16 protein-coding genes are annotated in these 17,524 nt (G+C 72.4%); 15 read left to right on the top strand and 1 reads right to left on the bottom strand.

Features of this window, described 5'->3' with window-relative positions; translation table 11 throughout:
• The first annotated feature begins 625 nt into the window (after positions 1 to 625).
• The 4 genes from mfd (at position 626) to AB0B39_RS02485 (ending at position 7,859) form a co-directional block, all read left to right on the top strand.
• Positions 626 to 4,267, top strand: a complete 3,642-nt coding sequence (mfd, locus tag AB0B39_RS02500; RefSeq protein WP_357493656.1) for a transcription-repair coupling factor — start codon at positions 626 to 628, stop codon at positions 4,265 to 4,267.
• A 107-nt stretch (positions 4,268 to 4,374) separates the two neighbouring features.
• The gene (locus AB0B39_RS02495; protein WP_234584111.1) at positions 4,375 to 5,142 is read left to right on the top strand and encodes a hypothetical protein; all 768 of its coding nucleotides are present in this window, start codon (positions 4,375 to 4,377) and stop codon (positions 5,140 to 5,142) included.
• A gap of 2 nt (positions 5,143 to 5,144) precedes the next feature.
• On the top strand, positions 5,145 to 6,149 hold the full coding sequence (locus tag AB0B39_RS02490) for a nucleoside triphosphate pyrophosphohydrolase (protein WP_357573304.1): 1,005 nt from the start codon (positions 5,145 to 5,147) through the stop codon (positions 6,147 to 6,149).
• 90 nt (positions 6,150 to 6,239) lie between these two features.
• Positions 6,240 to 7,859 carry a DUF885 domain-containing protein gene (locus AB0B39_RS02485; RefSeq protein ID WP_357573303.1) on the top strand — a complete coding sequence of 540 codons (1,620 nt, stop codon included), beginning with the start codon at positions 6,240 to 6,242 and terminating at the stop codon, positions 7,857 to 7,859.
• 18 nt (positions 7,860 to 7,877) lie between these two features.
• Here AB0B39_RS02485 and AB0B39_RS02480 read toward each other — a convergent pair whose 3' ends face one another.
• On the bottom strand, positions 7,878 to 8,570 hold the full coding sequence (locus AB0B39_RS02480) for a hypothetical protein (RefSeq protein ID WP_234584108.1): 693 nt from the start codon (positions 8,568 to 8,570) through the stop codon (positions 7,878 to 7,880).
• Positions 8,571 to 8,783: 213 nt separating this feature from the next.
• Here AB0B39_RS02480 and eno point away from each other — a divergent pair, with 213 nt between their 5' ends.
• The 11 genes from eno (at position 8,784) to AB0B39_RS02425 (ending at position 17,516) form a co-directional block, all read left to right on the top strand.
• Complete coding sequence (gene eno / locus AB0B39_RS02475) at positions 8,784 to 10,067, top strand: phosphopyruvate hydratase (protein ID WP_234584107.1); 1,284 nt, start codon at positions 8,784 to 8,786, stop codon at positions 10,065 to 10,067.
• A gap of 78 nt (positions 10,068 to 10,145) precedes the next feature.
• Positions 10,146 to 10,784 (top strand): septum formation initiator family protein, encoded by a 639-nt coding sequence (locus AB0B39_RS02470; protein ID WP_234584106.1) that lies wholly within the window; start codon positions 10,146 to 10,148, stop codon positions 10,782 to 10,784.
• 34 nt (positions 10,785 to 10,818) lie between these two features.
• Positions 10,819 to 11,376, top strand: a complete 558-nt coding sequence (locus AB0B39_RS02465) for a DUF501 domain-containing protein (RefSeq protein ID WP_234584105.1) — start codon at positions 10,819 to 10,821, stop codon at positions 11,374 to 11,376.
• Positions 11,373 to 11,894, top strand: coding sequence for an amino-acid N-acetyltransferase (locus AB0B39_RS02460; protein ID WP_234584104.1), 522 nt, complete (start codon positions 11,373 to 11,375; stop codon positions 11,892 to 11,894). The genes AB0B39_RS02465 and AB0B39_RS02460 overlap by 4 nt, the downstream gene beginning before the upstream one ends.
• 179 nt (positions 11,895 to 12,073) lie before the next feature.
• Positions 12,074 to 13,003 carry a Ppx/GppA phosphatase family protein gene (locus AB0B39_RS02455; protein ID WP_357573764.1) on the top strand — a complete coding sequence of 310 codons (930 nt, stop codon included), beginning with the start codon at positions 12,074 to 12,076 and terminating at the stop codon, positions 13,001 to 13,003.
• Positions 13,004 to 13,107: 104 nt separating this feature from the next.
• Positions 13,108 to 13,440: a PadR family transcriptional regulator gene (locus tag AB0B39_RS02450; RefSeq protein ID WP_234584103.1), complete on the top strand. Its 333-nt coding sequence runs from the start codon at positions 13,108 to 13,110 to the stop codon at positions 13,438 to 13,440.
• Positions 13,437 to 14,441: a hypothetical protein gene (locus AB0B39_RS02445; RefSeq protein ID WP_357573302.1), complete on the top strand. Its 1,005-nt coding sequence runs from the start codon at positions 13,437 to 13,439 to the stop codon at positions 14,439 to 14,441. Before AB0B39_RS02450 ends, AB0B39_RS02445 begins: the two co-directional genes overlap by 4 nt.
• A 130-nt stretch (positions 14,442 to 14,571) precedes the next feature.
• Positions 14,572 to 15,054, top strand: coding sequence for a hypothetical protein (locus tag AB0B39_RS02440; RefSeq protein WP_234584101.1), 483 nt, complete (start codon positions 14,572 to 14,574; stop codon positions 15,052 to 15,054).
• Between the two features lie 212 nt (positions 15,055 to 15,266).
• A complete protein-coding gene (locus AB0B39_RS02435; RefSeq protein ID WP_234584100.1) occupies positions 15,267 to 15,953 on the top strand; it encodes a dienelactone hydrolase family protein in 687 nt (228 codons plus the stop codon).
• Entirely contained in the window at positions 15,946 to 16,686 is a 741-nt protein-coding gene (locus AB0B39_RS02430) for a uracil-DNA glycosylase (protein WP_305076133.1), read from the top strand. Before AB0B39_RS02435 ends, AB0B39_RS02430 begins: the two co-directional genes overlap by 8 nt.
• Positions 16,687 to 16,778: 92 nt before the next feature.
• Complete coding sequence (locus AB0B39_RS02425; RefSeq protein WP_357573763.1) at positions 16,779 to 17,516, top strand: DUF4129 domain-containing protein; 738 nt, start codon at positions 16,779 to 16,781, stop codon at positions 17,514 to 17,516.
• Positions 17,517 to 17,524: the final 8 nt, after the last annotated feature.

Genomic DNA, 17,524 nt, shown 5'->3' with positions numbered 1-17,524 from the left:
CTTTTCGCGGCCTCCGGCTCCCTCGGGCATGGGGGTGTGCCCTCGCGAGGTACGGCCAAAGCGGGCCCGTGGCCCTTCGCCTGCGACCGGTCATCTGTGGTGGCCTGTGATCCGCCGCCTGTGATCCGCCGCCTGTGGTCGGCTGCCTGTGGTCGGCGTCGTCCAGGTGGCCAAGATCGTGCTCGATCCACGAAAGAGTGCGATCCGACGGATTCGAGACCACTACATCCTGGATCGAGCACGATCTTGGTCGGTGTCGCCCCGTGCAAGGCGGCAGCGCGCCCCATCACCCCCGCGCAATGGCGTGTCCGCGCTCCGGGACGGCCGAGGACGCTTCCAACCCCGCAAGATCCGCGCAACATCAGGGAACTTGCTGCCTCCCGCGCTCCGGAGGCAGCAACTTCCCCGATGTTGTGCGGATCTTGGGGCGAGAGGGACTGCGGAGGGGCGGACCCGTGCCGGGTGCGGACCTGGTCGGGGTGCGCGGGCCAGGGGCGCGGACGACGCGACCTGGGCGGAACGGGGTGGGTGTCGGTGCGCGGGGATAGGCTGGTTGGCGTGCACCCCCCGTCCGGATGGACGAGGGGCCCAAGTGGTGTGCGCCGACTCCCCTGGAAGGATTCCCTTGCTCACCGGTCTGTTCTCCGCCGCTCTGGCCGACCCCGGGCTGACCCGGGCGCGTGACCTGGCGCGCTCCGGTGCCGCCCAGGTTGACGGCCTCGACATCACCGCTCCCGCCGCACTGCGTCCGTTCGCGGTGGCCGCCGTCGCGGCCGACCCCGACGGCACCGGTGGCGGGGCCGGGCGGCCCGTGCTGGCGGTGACCGCCACCACCCGGGAGGCCGACGACCTGGCCGCCGCGCTGGGCGCGCTGCTGCCGCCGGAGCAGGTGGTGGTCTTCCCCTCCTGGGAGACGCTGCCGCACGAGCGACTGTCCCCCCGCTCCGACACGGTGGGCCGCCGGCTGGCCGTGCTGCGCCGCCTCGCGCACCCCGAGTCGACCGACGCGCACGGCGGCACCGGGCCGCTGCGGGTGGTCGTGGCGCCCGTCCGTTCACTGCTGCAACCGCAGCTCAAGGGGCTCGGCGACCTGGAGCCGGTGCAGCTCGCTGCCGGCGAGGAGGCGGACCTGGAAGAGGTCGCCCGCCGGCTGACCGACATGGCGTACGCCCGGGTCGACCTGGTCACCAAGCGCGGCGAGTTCGCGGTGCGCGGCGGGATCCTGGACGTCTTCCCGCCCACCGACGAGCACCCGTCCCGGGTGGAGTTCTGGGGCGACGAGGTGGAGGAGATCCGCACCTTCGCCGTCGCCGACCAGCGGACCATCGAGCAGGTTCCGCTGCTCTGGGCGCCGCCCTGCCGTGAGCTGCTGCTCACCCCGGCGGTGCGCGAGCGGGCCGCCGCGCTCGCCGAGCAGCACCCGGAGCTGGCCGAGATCCTGGACAAGCTGGCCGAGGGCATCCCGGTGGAGGGGATGGAGTCGCTGGCCCCGGTGCTGGTCGGCCCCGACTCGCTGGAGCTGCTGCTGGACGCCATGCCGGCCGGCACCCACGTCCTGCTGTGCGACCCGGAGCGCATCCGCACGAGGGCGCACGACCTGGTGCGTACGTCGGAGGAGTTCTTGCAGGCCAGCTGGGCCGCCGCCGCGGTCGGTGGCCAGGCCCCGGTGGACGTCGGCGCCGCCGCCTTCCGCACCCTGGGCGAGGTCCGCGCCACCGCGGCCACCCTCCGCCAGCCGTGGTGGACGCTGTCCCCGTTCGGCCTGGTCGAAGCGGAGACCGCCGAGACACGGCAGCCGTGGGAGGACGCGCCCGAGCAGGCCAGCGTGACCCCCGACGACGCCATCGCGGTGACCCTCGCCGCGCAGCCGGCCCCGCTCTACCACGGCGAGACCGCGCGGGTGGTCGACGACCTCAAGCGCTGGGCCGGCGAGGGCTGGTCGATCGCGCTGGTCTTCGAGGGGCACGGCCCCGCCCAGCGGGCGGTGGAGGTGCTGCGCGACGCCGGGCTGGGCGCCCGGCTCACCGAGGAGGTGCCGACCGCGCCCGCCCCCGGCGAGATGGTCGTCACCTGCGGCGCGCTGGGCAGTGGGTTCGTCGACGAGGCGTCCCGTTTCGTGCTGCTCACCGGCAACGACGTCACCGGCGGTCGGGGCACCTCGACGCGGGACATGCGCAAGATGCCGAGCCGCCGGCGCAACACCATCGACCCGCTGGAGCTCAAGGCCGGCGACTTCGTGGTGCACGAGCAGCACGGCATCGGCCGCTACGTCGAGCTGGTGCAGCGCACAGTCAACGGCGCGAGCCGGGAATACCTGGTCATCGAGTACGCGGCCAGCAAGCGTGGCCAGCCCGGCGACCGGCTGTTCGTCCCGACCGACCAGCTCGACCAGCTCTCCCGCTACGTGGGCGGTGAGCAGCCGACGCTGCACAAGATGGGCGGCTCGGACTGGCAGAAGTCCAAGGCCCGCGCCCGCAAGGCGGTCCGGGAGATCGCCGCCCAGCTCATCCAGCTGTACGCCGCCCGCAAGGCGTCCAAGGGCCACTCGTTCGGCCCGGACACGCCGTGGCAGCGGGAGTTGGAGGACGCCTTCCCCTGGCAGGAGACGCCGGACCAGCTCGCCGCTATCGACGAGGTCAAGCGGGACATGGAACAGACCGTCCCGATGGACCGGCTGATCTGCGGTGACGTCGGCTACGGCAAGACCGAGATCGCGGTCCGGGCGGCGTTCAAGGCCGTGCAGGACGGCAAGCAGGTGGCGGTGCTGGTGCCGACGACGCTGCTGGTGCAGCAGCACTACAACACCTTCGCGGAGCGGATGAGCCAGTTCCCGGTGCAGATCCGGCAGCTGTCGAGGTTCCAGACCCCGAAGGAGACCGAGCGGACGTTGGAGATGGTCGCCGACGGCACCGTCGACATCGTCATCGGCACCCACCGGCTGCTGCAGACCGCGACCCGGTTCAAGCAGCTCGGCCTGGTGATCGTGGACGAGGAGCAGCGCTTCGGTGTCGAGCACAAGGAGCACCTGAAGACGCTGCGGGCCTCGGTGGACGTGCTGAGCATGTCGGCCACCCCGATCCCGCGCACCCTGGAGATGGCGATCACCGGCATCCGGGAGATGTCCACCATCGCCACTCCGCCGGAGGAGCGGCACCCGGTGCTCACCTTCGTCGGCGCGCAGGACGACCGGCAGGTCGCCGCGTCCATTCACCGCGAGCTGCTGCGCGACGGGCAGGTGTTCTACCTGCACAACCGGGTCGAGTCGATCGACCGGGCGGCCCGGCGGCTGCGGGAGCTGGTCCCCGAGGCGCGGGTCGCGGTGGCGCACGGCCAGATGGGCGAGGAAGCCCTGGAGAAGGTGATGGTCGGCTTCTGGGAGAAGGAGTTCGACGTCCTGGTCTGCACCACGATCGTCGAGTCGGGCATCGACATCCCGAACGCCAACACCCTGATCGTGGAGCGGGCCGACCTGCTCGGCCTGGCCCAGCTGCACCAGATCCGCGGCCGGGTCGGCCGGGGGCGGGAGCGGGCGTACGCGTACTTCCTCTACCCGCCGGAGAAGCCGCTCACCGAGCACGCCCACGAGCGGCTGGCCACCATCGCGCAGCACACCGAGCTGGGTGCCGGCATGTACGTGGCCATGAAGGACCTGGAGATCCGGGGCGCCGGCAACCTGCTCGGCGGCGAGCAGTCCGGGCACATCGAGGGCGTCGGCTTCGACCTGTACGTGCGCATGGTCGGCGAGGCGGTGTCCGCGTTCAAGGGTGAGCGGCAGGAGGAGGAGACCGACGTCAAGATCGACCTGCCGATCGACGCGCACCTGCCGCACGACTACGTGAGCGTGGAGCGGCTGCGCCTGGAGATGTACCGCAAGCTCGCCGAGGCACGCGACGAGGAGCGTCTGCGCGAGGTCGTCGCCGAGATGACCGACCGGTACGGCGAGCCGCCGGCCCCGGTGCAGAACTTGGTGGCGGTGGCCCGGTTCCGCCTGCTGGCCCGCCGGTACGGCCTGAGCGACGTGACGATGCAGGGCAAGCACATCCGGTTCGGGCCGCTGCCGCTGCCCGACTCGAAGCAGATGCGGCTCAAGCGCTACCACCCGGACGCGGTCTACAAGCAGGCCACCGACCAGGTGAGCGTGCCCCGACCGACCACCCGTCGGATCGGCGGCGAGCCGCTGCGCGACCAGGCGCTGCTCGAGTGGTGCGCACAACTGCTCTCCGACGTGCTGGGCGCCCCCGCCCCGCTGGTCGCCGCGGCCGGGTGAGCACGGCGGCCCGACGGTGCGGGTGCGTCGGAGTCGCCGGGCCGAGCGCGACGGGTGGAGGTGGGGGGCGTCACAGCGCCGCGTGATGGCGTGAGAGAGTGACGGACATGCGTGCTCGCCGTCTTGTCGCCGCCGCCACCGTGGCGGTCGGGATCGTCGCCCTCTCCGGTTGCCGTGCCGAGCCCGGTGTCGCCGCCTATGTCGGGGACCACCGCATCACCCAGGATGCGGTCACCGCCATGCTGGACGATCTGCGGGCGAAGAACCCGACGCCCCCGGCGGACGACCCGTCCGCCGCCGCGCGTCCGCCGCTGCCCGGTCCGGCCGAGGTGGCCAGCGTGCTGGTGCTCGGCGAGGTGTGCGGGCGGGTGTCCAGGGAGAAGAACTACCAGCCGCGCGCCCAGGTGTCGCCCGAGCAGGCCGCCCAGCAGTTCGGGCTCGCGCCCGAGACCCGGTACGCGCGCTCGGTCGCCGAGCTCTACACCTGCCTGTCCGGGGTGCCGTCCGGCGAGGCGGTCGCCCCGACCGACAAGGAGCTGGCCGACGTGGTCGCGGCGGGTCGCAAGGCCGCCAAGATCCCGGCCGACGTGAGCGACGAGGACGCCGCCCGTCAGCTCGACGGCGAGCAGTCGCGTGACCAGTTGCGCGCCGCGCTCGCGACCCGCCGGGCGCTTGTCGAGGCGGTCGAGAGCCACGACGTGACAGTCAACCCCCGGTACCGGCCGCTGGAGTTCCCGGTGCTGACCTTCGAGGGCAACGCTCCCGCGGTGAGCGTGCCGCTGGGCGAGGCGGGCTCCGGAACGGTCACCGACGTCTCCACCCCGGACGCGGTGCCGTCGAGCGCGAACCCGGACGCCGAGGGCACGGCCAGCTGAGCATGACGGCACGGATCGTCCTGCTGGTCACCTCACCCCGATTGCCGGCCGGCCTGCTGACCTCGGCCGCCTGGGATGTCGTACGCCAGCATCCGGTCCTGGCCGGTGCGGAGAGCGAGTTGACCACGGCCGTGCGTCAGGCGGGCGCCGAGGTGCGGATCGTGAACGGCCCGGCGACGCAGCCGCTGCTCGACACGGTCGCGGCGCACGGTACGGCGGTCTGGTTGGCCGGCCCGGCCGGCGACGAGGCCCTGGCCCGGGAGTTGGGTCTGCGGCTGGCCCGGGAGCCGGGGCTGGCCGAGTTGGAGCTGATGTACGGCTCGTGGGACCCGCCGGGGGCCCGGCTGCTCGACGCGGTGGCCGTGCTGGACCGGCTGGCCTCACCGGGTGGCGACCCGTGGAAACGGGCGCAGACGCACCGCAGCCTCGCGGGCTACCTGCTGGAGGAGAGCTACGAGGCGTACGACGCGATGGTCGAGGACGACACCGACTCGCTGCGTGAGGAGTTGGGCGACGTGCTGCTGCAGGTGGTGCTGCACGCCCGGCTGGCGGAGGAGCTGCCCGAGGGCGAGCGGTGGACCATCGACGACGTGGCGGGTGGCCTGGTCGACAAGATGATCCGGCGTAATCCGCACGTCTTCGCCGGCGCGGAGGCGGGCACGTTGGAGGAGATCACCGCCAACTGGGAGCGGATCAAGCGGGTCGAGAAGGCGCGCGATTCCGTCCTGGACGGTGTGGCGCTCAGCCAGCCCGCCCTGGCCCTGGCCGCGCAGGTCCTGGAACGCGCCACCCGTAACGGCATCGAGGTCCCGCTTCCGCCGGTCGCCACGCAGGTGGACGCCGAGGCGAGACTGGGCGCGAGCCTGCTGGCGGCAGTCGTCGCGGCCCGTGAGGCGGGAATCGACAGCGAAGCGGCCCTGCGCCGAACCACCCTGGCCTACGCCCAAGCCGTCCGAGCCGCCGAAACCGCACCCCCACCCCCACCCCCACCCGTCGACCCAAGTTGATCAAGAGGTTGGCGTCGGAATCCGGCTCGGATCCGACCCAAACCTCTTGATCACCGAGGTGGGCGCGGGGGGCTGGGTAGGGTGGGGCCGGTGGAAGAATTTGGGGTGCTCGCGGAGCGGGTCGTTGAGGCTCTGTTGGAGTCGCGGCCGGGTGTAGCCACCGCCGCCGGGGATCATCGGTTCGACTCCCGGCTTCCGGATCTGTCCGCCGACGCGCTGGCCGCCGACCGGGTGATGCTCTCCGACGCGGCGAACGCGTTGTCCGAGTTGGACCCGGACTCGCTGGACGTCGACGAGCAGGTGGACCACGCGCTGCTCACCTCCTTCGTGGACCGGGAGTTGTTCGAGCTGACCGAGATCCGGTCGCACGAGTGGGATCCCCTGCACCACAACCCCGGCCCGCTGCTGCACCCGTTGCTGGCCCGCCCGTACGCCCCGGCCGAGGTGCGGTTGACGCAGCTGGCGGGGCGGCTCGCCGCCGTACCGGATGCGCTCGCCACCGCCCGCGCGACGCTGCGGGACATGCCGCGGATCCACGCCGAGACGGCGGTGGGGCAGTTCACCGGCACTGCCGCGCTGATCCGCGACGAGCTGCCGCCGCTGCTCGCCCAGGCCCCGGGCAGCCTCGGCCAGGTCGAGCCGGCGGCCACCGCCGCGATCGCCGCGCTGGAGGAGTTCGTCGCCTGGCTGCGCGCCGGCCTGGCCGCCGATGCCGGCCCCGGCCGCGACCCGCGACTGGGTCGCCGCCGCTGGGAGGCGCGGCTCTGGCACACCCTCGACACCGAGCTGGGGGCCGCCGAGATCCAGCGCCGCGCCTGGGCCAACCTGGACCGGGTGACCGCGGAGATCCGGGCGGCGGCCGTCGAGCTGGTCGGCGGTCCGGCCGACGACGCGACGGTACGCCGGGCGCTGGACGTGCTCGCCGCCGAGCACCCGGACGACTCGACGATCGTCGAGCTGGCCGGGGTGACCCTGGACGAGGCTACCGACTTCGTCCGCCTCCACGACCTGGTGACAGTTGTCGACGACCGGTGCGTGATCCAGGAGATGCCGGAGTTCGCCAGGGGTGTCGCGGTGGCCTACTGCGACGCGCCCGGCCCGCTGGAGACCGCCGCCCTGCCGACCTTCTACTGCATCGCGCCCACCCCGGCGGACTGGTCGGCGCGGCGCGTGGACTCCTTCTACCGCGAGTACAACGACCACATGGTCCGCAACCTCACCGTGCACGAGGCGATGCCCGGCCACTTCCTCCAGCTCGCCCACGCCCGGCGGCACGCCGGTGGCACGAGGGTGCGGGCGCTGGCCCGCTCCGGCCCGTTCGTCGAGGGGTGGGCGGTGTACGCCGAGGAGCTGATGGCCGGGCTCGGCTTCGGTGGCCTGCCGGTGCGGTTGCAGCAGCTCAAGATGCAGCTACGCATGACCATCAACGCGCTGCTCGACCAGTTGGTGCACGCCGAGGAGCTGCCCGAGGCCGAGGCGATGGCGCTGATGACCGGGCGCGGCTTCCAAGAGGAGGGCGAGGCGGCCGGCAAGTGGCGCCGGTCGCTGCTCACCTCGACGCAGCTGTCCACCTACTTCGTGGGGTACAGCGAGATGGCGGAGATCGCCGCGGCCCGCCCGGACGGGGTGTCGGTGCGCGACTGGCACGACGCGATGCTCGCCCAGGACTGCCCGCCCCCGCGCCACCTGCGCACCCTGCTGGGCATCTGACCGGGTCGGTCGGGCCGGTCAGGAGCCGCCCGGCCGACGGTCCACCACGCCGGCTCCGGCGGGCGGGTCGAACGCGTTCGTCTCCACCGTCTCGGAGTAACTGCTCAACGCCAGCTCCATCGGCTTGCCATCGACCGCGCCGAGGAAGCTGCCGAGCACGCCCTCGGTGGTCACGCAGGCGCTGAAGTCGCCGTCCGAGCGCTGCACCTCGACGCATGCGGCGTGATGCCCGGCGACTGTGGTGTCGCTCTGCTTGATCACCGCCTGCGGGTCGAGTGCGGCGGCGGTCAGCAGCCCGACCACCACCGGTGGGGTGACGAGACCCTGCCGGTTCGCCTCGGTGAAGAGCGCCACGGTGGGCTTGGTGCCCGGGGTGGGTGGCGCCACGAGCGTGCACGCCATCCGACCTGCGGTCGACGTGCAGCGGGTGACGGCGTCCGGCGTGACGGTGAGCCGCCCACCCGGGTAGGTGTACGCGGAGCGGGCCGGATCCTGCGCCTGCACGATCGCGGCGCTCTGGCCGCCGGGCAGTTGGTAGTCGGCCGAGTAGGTCAACTCCAGCGCCCGGTCGAGGCGGGCGGCGAGGTCGTTGACGAGATCCGAGCGACCCATGGCGGTGCCGGCGTCCTCGTATGTCTGACAGCCGGTGACCGTGAGCGACGCGATGACCGACACGGCGAGCATGCGGAGGGTGGTCGAGGCGGCGGGCATGACGACCAGCCTGGTGGATCAAGTCGGCGCAGCGCAAACCCGTTGCCGGTTGACGCCCGGAAATCCGGGAATGTCCGTCAGTGCGGGGCGACTCGGGTGCGCGGGCGACGCCGTGCCCGATCCCGCCGCCCGATACGCTGCGTTCAACACCTGCCTCAGCCGCACCGTCGCGGCCCACCCACGGACCGGATCACAACAACGAGGAGCGACTCAGTGGCAACCATCGAGGGAATCGTCGCCCGGGAGATTCTCGACTCGCGGGGCAACCCGACGGTCGAGGTCGAGGTCGGCCTGGACGACGGCACGGTGGCCCGCGCCGCAGTGCCCTCCGGCGCCTCCACCGGCGCGTTCGAGGCGATCGAGCTGCGCGACGGTGACGCCGACCGCTACCAGGGCAAGGGCGTGGAGAAGGCGGTCTCCAACGTCGAGGACAAGATCGTCGACCAGATCATCGGGTACGAGGCCAGCGAGCAGCGGCTCATCGACCAGAAGATGCTCGACATCGACGGGACCGACAGCAAGTCGGAGCTGGGCGCGAACGCCATCCTCGGGGTCTCCCTGGCGGTGGCGAAGGCGGCTGCCGGCAGCGCCGAGCTGAGCCTCTTCCGCTACCTGGGCGGCCCGAACGCGCACCTGCTGCCGGTGCCGATGATGAACATCCTCAACGGTGGCGCGCACGCCGACTCCAACGTCGACATCCAGGAGTTCATGGTCGCGCCGATCGGTGCGCCCACCTTCCGTGAGGCGCTGCGCTCGGGCGCGGAGGTCTACCACGCGCTCAAGTCGGTGCTGAAGAAGAAGGGCCTGTCGACCGGGCTCGGCGACGAGGGTGGCTTCGCGCCGAACCTGCCCACCAACGCGGCCGCCCTGGACCTGATCGCCGAGGCGGTCGAGAAGGCCGGTTACCGGCTCGGCACCGACATCGTGTTCGCCCTCGACGTTGCGGCCACGGAGTTCTTCGACAACGGCACCTACACCTTCGAGGGCGCCGCGAAGTCCGCCGAGGAGATGAGCAACTACTACACCAAGCTGGCCGGTGACTACCCGATCGTGTCGATCGAGGACCCGCTGGCCGAGGACGACTGGACGGGCTGGCAGACGCTCACCGCGTCGATCGGCGACCGGGTGCAGATCGTCGGCGACGACCTGTTCGTGACCAACCCGCAGCGCATCGCCCGCGGCATCGCGGAGAAGGCGGCCAACGCCGTCCTCGTCAAGGTCAACCAGATCGGTTCGCTGACCGAGACCCTGGACGCCGTGGACCTGGCCCACCGGGCCGGCTTCAAGTGCATGATGAGCCACCGCTCCGGCGAGACCGAGGACACCACCATCGCCGACCTGGCGGTGGCCACCGGCTGCGGCCAGATCAAGACCGGCGCACCGGCCCGCTCGGACCGGGTCGCCAAGTACAACCAGCTGCTCCGGATCGAGGAGGAGCTGGCCGACGCGGCGCGCTACGCGGGCGCGGGTGCGTTCCCGCGTTACCGTTCGGCCTGAGAGGTTGTCGGGAAGCCCCACTGCGGGGCTTCCCGACGCACTCGGCACCACACGTAGCCTCGGGGGAGGGGTGTGACGATGCAGCGCCGCACACCGGGTGGTCAACGTCCCGCCCGTCGACCGGGTCAGTCCGGCCGACCGGGTGCCGGCCGGGCCACCCGTGGGTCGCTCCGGGACGCCGGCGTACGCGCCGAACCGCGCGGTGCCGCCGGTCGGGCGCCGGGCGCGGTCCGGGGCGCCGAGGGCGTGCGCTCCGCGAACCGTCCGGCCGCCGCCCGTCGGACGGCCTCGGGCGGTGCCGTGAAGCGGCTCGCCGCACCCCATCCCCGTCGCTTCACCGGCCGGGCCACGGTGCTCTGCGCGGTGCTGATCGCGCTCGCCCTCGCGTACACCTATCCGGTGCGCGTCTACCTGGACCAGCAGGCCGACATCGAGCGGATGGAGGCCGCCCAGGCGGCGCAGGAGGAGGAGATCGCCAAGCTGGCCGCGGAAGCGGCCAAGTGGCAGGACGACGAGTACATCACGACGCAGGTTCGGGAGCGGTTCTTCATGGGCCGGCCGGGCGAGAAGATGATGGTGGTCTTGAACGACCCGGAGGGTGCCGCCCGCGACGCCGGGAAGTCGCCCGGCTCGGGCGCCCCGGCCGGTCCGACGACCTGGTACGACACGCTCTGGTCGAGTGTGCGGGCGGCGGACAGCCAGCAGCCGGGCAAGTGAGCCACCGACCAGCACACCAGGAGAGACGAGCACCGTGACTGTCGCACCACCGCCGGAGTCGGCGGCGGATTCCGTACCCCTGCCGCAGCGGGAGCCGGCCACCGAGGCCGACCTGGCCGCGGTGGCGGCGCAGCTCGGCCGCACGCCCCGGGGCACCCGTGCGGTGGCCCACCGCTGCCCGTGCGGCCTGCCCGACGTGGTGGAGACGACGCCCCGCCTCGCCGACGGCACCCCGTTCCCGACGCTGTACTACCTGACCTGCCCCCGGGCGACCGCGGCGTGCAGCCGGCTGGAGTCGGCCGGGCTGATGCGGGAGATGGCCGACCGGCTGACGACGGATCCGGAGCTGGCCGCCCACTACCGGGCCGCGCACGAGGACTACCTGGCCCGCCGGGAGGCGATCGGCGAGGTGCCGGAGATCGCGGGCATCTCCGCAGGTGGGATGCCGGGCCGGGTGAAGTGCCTGCACGTGCACCTCGGCCATGCCCTGGGTGCTGGCCCCGGCGTGAACCCGTTCGGTGACGAGACGTTGGCGCTTGTCGAGCCCTGGTGGGCGAGCGGCAGGTGCGTCGACGTGCCCCCGGCCGAATGACAGCTCAGGCCGAGGGGCAGATCCTGGTGCGGCGGGCCCGCACCGGGGACGTCCGGGGCATCCGCCGGTTGGTCGACACGTACACCGACGACCGGCGGCTGCTGAGCAAGGCCACCGTCACCCTCTACGAGGACGTGCAGGAGTTCCGCGTGGCGGTCCGGCCCGACGACGGCGTCGTGGTGGGCTGCGGGGCGTTGCACGTGATGTGGGAGGACCTGGCCGAGATCCGCACGGTGGCCGTCGACCCGTCCTGCCGGGGCCAGCGGATCGGGCACCGGCTGGTGGGTGAGCTGATCGACGCGGCCCGGGAGCTGGGCGTCGCGCGGATCTTCGTGCTCACCTTCGAGACCCGGTTCTTCGGCTCGTTCGGGTTCCGGGAGATCGACGGCGCTCCGGTGCCGCAGCCGGTCTACGAGCAGCTGCTGCGCTCGTACGACGAGGGTGTCGCGGAGTTCCTGGACCTGGAGCGGGTCAAGCCGAACACGCTGGGCAACACCCGGATGCTGCTGCGTCTGTAGCGGCCCGGCCGCGTTCGGCGTCGAGCTGTCGGGGCCGGTCACTCGGTTGAGCGTGATGCCTGTGCGGCATCAAGATGACACAGAGGCATCACGCTCATCGGCGACCAGCCGGTCCGTCCCGCCGATCGCGTCGGTGCCCCGGCGGGTGGCTGTCGTAGGGTTGCCGGGTGACGACGCGTGTGGCGGCCATCGACTGTGGGACCAACTCGATCCGACTGCTGGTCGCCGACCTGCCCGACGAGTCGGCCGGGCCGCAGGCTCCGCTGACCGACGTGACCCGGCGGATGGAGATCGTCCGGCTCGGGCAGGGCGTGGACCGGACGGGACGGCTGGCGCCGGAGGCGATCGAGCGGACGCGGGTGGCGCTGGCGTCGTACGCCGCCGACATCGAGAAGCTGGGTGCCCAGCGGGTGCGGATGTGCGCCACCTCGGCCTCCCGGGACGCTTCGAACGCCGCCGACTTCGCGGAGATGGTGCGGGCGACCCTCGGGGTCGAGCCCGAGGTGGTCAGCGGCGACGAGGAGGCCCGGCTGTCGTTCACCGGCGCGGTGCGCGGGCTGCCCGCCGACGCGGTGGAGCCGTTCCTGGTGGTCGACATCGGCGGTGGCTCCACCGAGTTCGTGGTCGGTGACCGCGCCGGCGGCGTCCGGTCGGCCATCTCCGTGGACATCGGCTGCGTCCGGATGACCGAGCGGCACCTTCCGGGCGACCCGCCCACGCCGGAGCAGGTGGCGGCCGCTGAGGCCGACATCGCCGCCGTCGTGGACCGGGCGCTCGCGGCGGTGCCCGGCCGCGAGGCCGCCACGCTGGTCGGCCTCGCCGGGTCGGTCACCACAGTGGTCGCCATCGCTGTGGGCCTGCGGGAGTACGACCCGGAGCGCATCCACCACGCCCGGGTGTCGTACGAGGCGGTGGCCCAGGTGACCGCGGACCTGCTGTCCCGTACCAGCGCGCAGCGGCTGGAGATCCCGGTGATGCACCCGGGCCGGGCCGACGTGATCGGGGCGGGCGCGCTCGTGCTCCGCGTGATCATGGAGCGGGCCGGGATGCCCTCGGTGGTCGCCTCCGAGCACGACATCCTCGACGGCATCGCCTGGAGCCTCCAGTAGGCCACCAGCGCCCTTGACCGACGTCGTGTTGATCTGAGACCGGACGCGGCCCGTCGGGGCGGAATCGTTGACGCTACTGCGCATTGCGCACTAGTGTGCAATGCGTGGACACCACACAGTTGTTGAAGGGCGTGCTCGACCTGGCCGTCCTGGCCGTCCTGAAGGAGGAGGACGGCTACGGTTATGACATCCTGCGCCGCCTCCGCGAGGCCGGCCTGGAGGAGATCGGCGACGCCTCGGTCTACGGCACGCTGCGCCGTCTCTTCGCCGCCGGCCTGCTCACCACGTACGTCGTGCCGAGCGAAACCGGCCCGCACCGCAAGTACTACTCACTCAACGCGGCCGGGCGTGACCAGTTGACCCGCTCCGGCAAGCTCTGGCGCTCGTTCGCCACCACAATGGACACTCTGCTCGACGATCGGGGGCTGGCGGCATGACCGTCACGGAGCAGGAGATCACCGACTACGTGGCGCGGGTCCGGGCCGCTCTGGCCGACCTTCCGCCCGACCGGCTCAACGAGCTGACCGAGGATCTCGCCGACCATCTCACCGAGGTCGCCGCCGAGGCCGAGGGCACCCTCGTCGAGCGGCTGGGCGAGCCGGAGACGTACGCCGCCGAGCTGCGCGCCGCCGCCGGCGTCGGCGTGGGTGGCGGGCGCAACCTCGACCAGCGGGTCGCCACCGCAGTGGTCCGGCTCCGCGGCCGGCTGCGCGCGATCGACACCCGGCTCGGCCCACCCCTGGGGTACGCGACGGCCAGCGACTTCCTCGGCCTGCTGCGCCCGGGTTGGTGGGTGCTGCGCGGCTATCTGGCGGCGATGCTGGTCACCGTGATCACCACGGGTGGCAGCTTCGGCCTGCTGCCCCGGTTCGGTGGGGAGCTGCTGGCCGGCCTGATCCTGCTGGTCGGTTTCGTGCTCGCCTCGATCTGGCTCGGTCGCCGATCCGGTCAGTTGAGTCGCTGGCCACGGTCGGCGCTGCAGGTCGGCAGCGCGGTGCTTGTGGTGTTCGCGCTCTCCGCCCTGATGCAGGCCGAGGACCGGATGCGCTACGGCGACTACGGCTACGACCCGACGTCGGTCGACAACCCGTACGACCGGATCCGGGACGTCTTCGTCTACGACAGCGAGGGTCGGCTGGTGGAGAACGCCCGGCTCTTCGACGAGAACGGCAACCCGATCCGACTCGGCTATCCGGACTGCGCCGACCCCGCCGCGCAATACGGCAACCCGCTGCTGCGGGCGTACCCGTACTGCCCGGACCAGGCGCCCTTCGGACCGCGGGGCCCGGGTATGCCCGGCCGGCCGACGAGCGGACCGCAGCCGACCGACACGTCGACGCCGAGCGAAAGCCCCGCGGTTCCGACCCCTTCGGCGAGCCCGAGCGTGACGCCGAGCGTCACACCGAGTGGCGGTCCGACCCCTACCGCGACGAGCTGACGGGCGATGTGAACCAGATCATGCACACGATGCTGGGAAATAGCTGAACGGACGAGGCGAGCGGGGCGACGCCGGAAATCAATGATCGTTACGGTGTCGTCTGCTCATTCACCCCTCGGAAGGAACCCCCGTGTCAGAGCAGGTCGCACCGCCCCCCGCGTCCGACGCCGCGCCGCAGCAGCCGGCCGTCGAGACGCCGCCCCCGGCCGAGCCGGAGGCGAAGAAGTCCGGTGGGAAGAAGGCGCTCGGCATCATCGGCGCGATCGTCGTGTTTCTCGTCGTCGCCGGCCTGAAGTTCGGTCTCGGCGCGGCGATCGGCAACTTCGTGAACAAGGACGAGACGGCCGACGCCAAGGCCGGTGACTGCATCGCGGAGCTGCCCGAGATCAAGGGCACCAAGGAGGAGGAGGTCGACGGCGCCAAGGTCGTCGAGTGCACCTCCACCGACGCCGCGTACAGCGTGGTGGGCCGGATCGACGGGCAGACCGAGGCTCAGGCCAAGGCCGACACCACCTGCAACGAGTTCTTCAAGGAAGACCAGGAGGGGTACGTCTTCTACAGCATCGAGTCGGGCAAGAAGGGTTACGTGCTCTGCCTGACCAAGAAGGCCTGACCGAAAAGGTCAGACCGAGCTGAGAGACCGATGACGGCGGCGGGGGAGTGTTCCCCGCCGCCGTCGGCGTACTCCCGGTCACCGCCCGGCGAACAGGAGGTGAATGCCACTGTTCCGGCGTCTTCCCGGCGGAGGCGCGGCATGGCAGGCTACCGGCACGTAGGACCACTGGGCGACCAGCCAACGATGACTGACCGCTAGGAGGACGGCCGATGGGCGACATGGTGAGCTACCGCAGCAACGGGGGTACGAGCGAGGGGTATCTCGCGATACCCGCCAGCGGCACGACCAGCCCCGCCGTCATCGTCATCCAGGAGTGGTGGGGTCTCGTCCCGCACATCCGGTCGGTCGCGGACCGGTTCGCCGAGGCCGGCTTCGTCGCCCTCGCCCCGGACTTCTACCACGGTGAGACCACCAGCGAGCCGGACGAGGCGCAGCGTCTGCTGCTGTCGATGCGGATGGACGAGGCGGCGAAGGACATCGCCGGTGCCGCCGACTACCTTGCGGGGCGGCCGGAGGTCGCCGGCAAGGTCGGCGCCGTCGGGTTCTGCGCCGGCGGCAGCCTGGCCCTCTGGTCGGCGACGCTCTCGGAGCGGATCGTCGCCACCGCCGGCTTCTATCCGGTGCTGCCCTGGGAGTCGATGCGCCCCGACTGGGTCGACTACGCCGGCAAGACGGCAGTCATCCACTGCTCCGAAGAGGACGGCACCTCGACCGCCGACGGTGTGCAGACCGCACGGCGGGCCATCGAGGAGGCCGGCGGCACCTGCCAGCTGTACGACTACCCGGGCACCTCGCACGCGTTCTTCAACGACGACCGGCCGGAGGCGTTCGACCAGCGTTCCGCAGCCAGCGCCTGGGCCCGCACCCTCGAACTCTTCCGGGCCAAACTTGGCTGAGTCGCGTACCCCCGACCAGGTCGTCGCCCGCGCCGCGCGGGCGACCGACCTGGCCGACCTCGACGCGGCCGTCAGTGACTGTTTCGCCTGTCCGCGGCTGGTCCGGTGGCGGGAGGAGGTGGCCCGCACCCGGCGGGCCGCCTTCCGCGACCAGGAGTACTGGGGTCGACCGGTGCCGGGCTTCGGCCCCGCCGACGCGCGGATCGCCATCCTCGGGCTCGCGCCCGCCGCGCACGGCGGCAACCGCACCGGCCGGATCTTCACCGGCGACCGCTCGGGTGACGTGCTCTTCGCGGCCCTGCACCGGGCCGGGCTGGCGAACCAGCCGACCAGCGTCTCCGCCGACGACGGGCTGGCGCTGCGCGACACCCGCATCTTCTCGGCCGTCCGCTGCGCCCCGCCGGACAACAAACCCACCCCGGATGAACGCGACACCTGCGCGCCCTGGCTGCACCGCGAGGTCACGCTGATCCGGCCCACCCTGCGCGTCGTGGTCGCGCTGGGGGCGTTCGCCTGGGCCGCGTGGTGGCCGGTGCTGCGCCAGGTGTACGGGCAGCGCCCGCCCAGCCCGCGACCGGCGTTCGGTCATGGGGCACACTGGTCCGGCGCGGCCGTGCCGGAGTTGCTCGGCTGCTATCACGTCAGCCAGCAGAACACCTTCACCGGGCGGCTGACACCGGGGATGTTGGACGATGTCTTCGGCCGGGCCAAGCAGCTGGCCGAAGTGGACTGAGAACGCGTGGGGTGGTGGCGATGACGAGCGCAGCACGCCCGCCCACACCGTCCCCGGTCGCCGGGTCGGGTGTGGTCCGCCCGGTGCTCGGCCTGCTGCGCCGATGGTGTCCGGTGGGTGCGGTGGCGGCGCTGCTCGCGGCCGCCGCGCTGGCGTCGGCGCACTCGTCGATCGGCGCCAGTCAGATCCCGCCGGCCGCGGAGAACGTCCCCTGGGTGCCCGAATATCCGACGGACACGCCGTCGCCGCCCCCGTCGATCCCGGTCGAGCCGAGGGACGCCGGCGAGGCCACGCAGGCGCACATCCCGCAGTGGATCGCCACCGTGGCGATGGCTCTGCTCGGGCTGGCCATCCTCGCGGTGCTGGGTTATCTCAGCTGGATCCTGCTGCGTGGCGCGCTGCGCCGCACCTCGCGGGCGCTGCCGGCGCAGCGGGCCCGGCGTACGGCCGAGGGCACCGCCCGCGAAGTGGTCGCCGCCCTGGACGCCGGCCTGGTGGAGCTGGACGACCAGGCCACCGATCCGCGCGTCGCGGTGATCGCCTGCTGGGTACGCCTCGAGGAGGCCGCCGCCGCGGCCGGTGTTCCCCGGCTTCCCGGCGACACCCCGACCGACCTGGTCACCCGGCTGCTGCGGGGTGATGAGTCGACCGGGGTCCCGGCGATCGTCAGCGCCGACGTGCTGGCCGAGTTCGCGCACGTCTACCGCGAGGCCCGGTACGCCACGCGCGAGGTCGACAAGAGCACCCGCGACCAGGCCCGCGCCGCGCTGCGCCGGCTCCGCGGTGAACTCACCATCGTGACGACGGGCGCCCGCGAGGTGTCGTCGTGATCGGGCCG

Source organism: Micromonospora sp. NPDC049114, assembly GCF_040648635.1.
In the GTDB taxonomy this organism is placed as follows: Bacteria; Actinomycetota; Actinomycetes; order Mycobacteriales; family Micromonosporaceae; genus Micromonospora.
The sequence above is the reverse complement of the archived record's forward strand: the minus strand, read 5'-3'. Positions and strand labels throughout refer to the sequence as shown.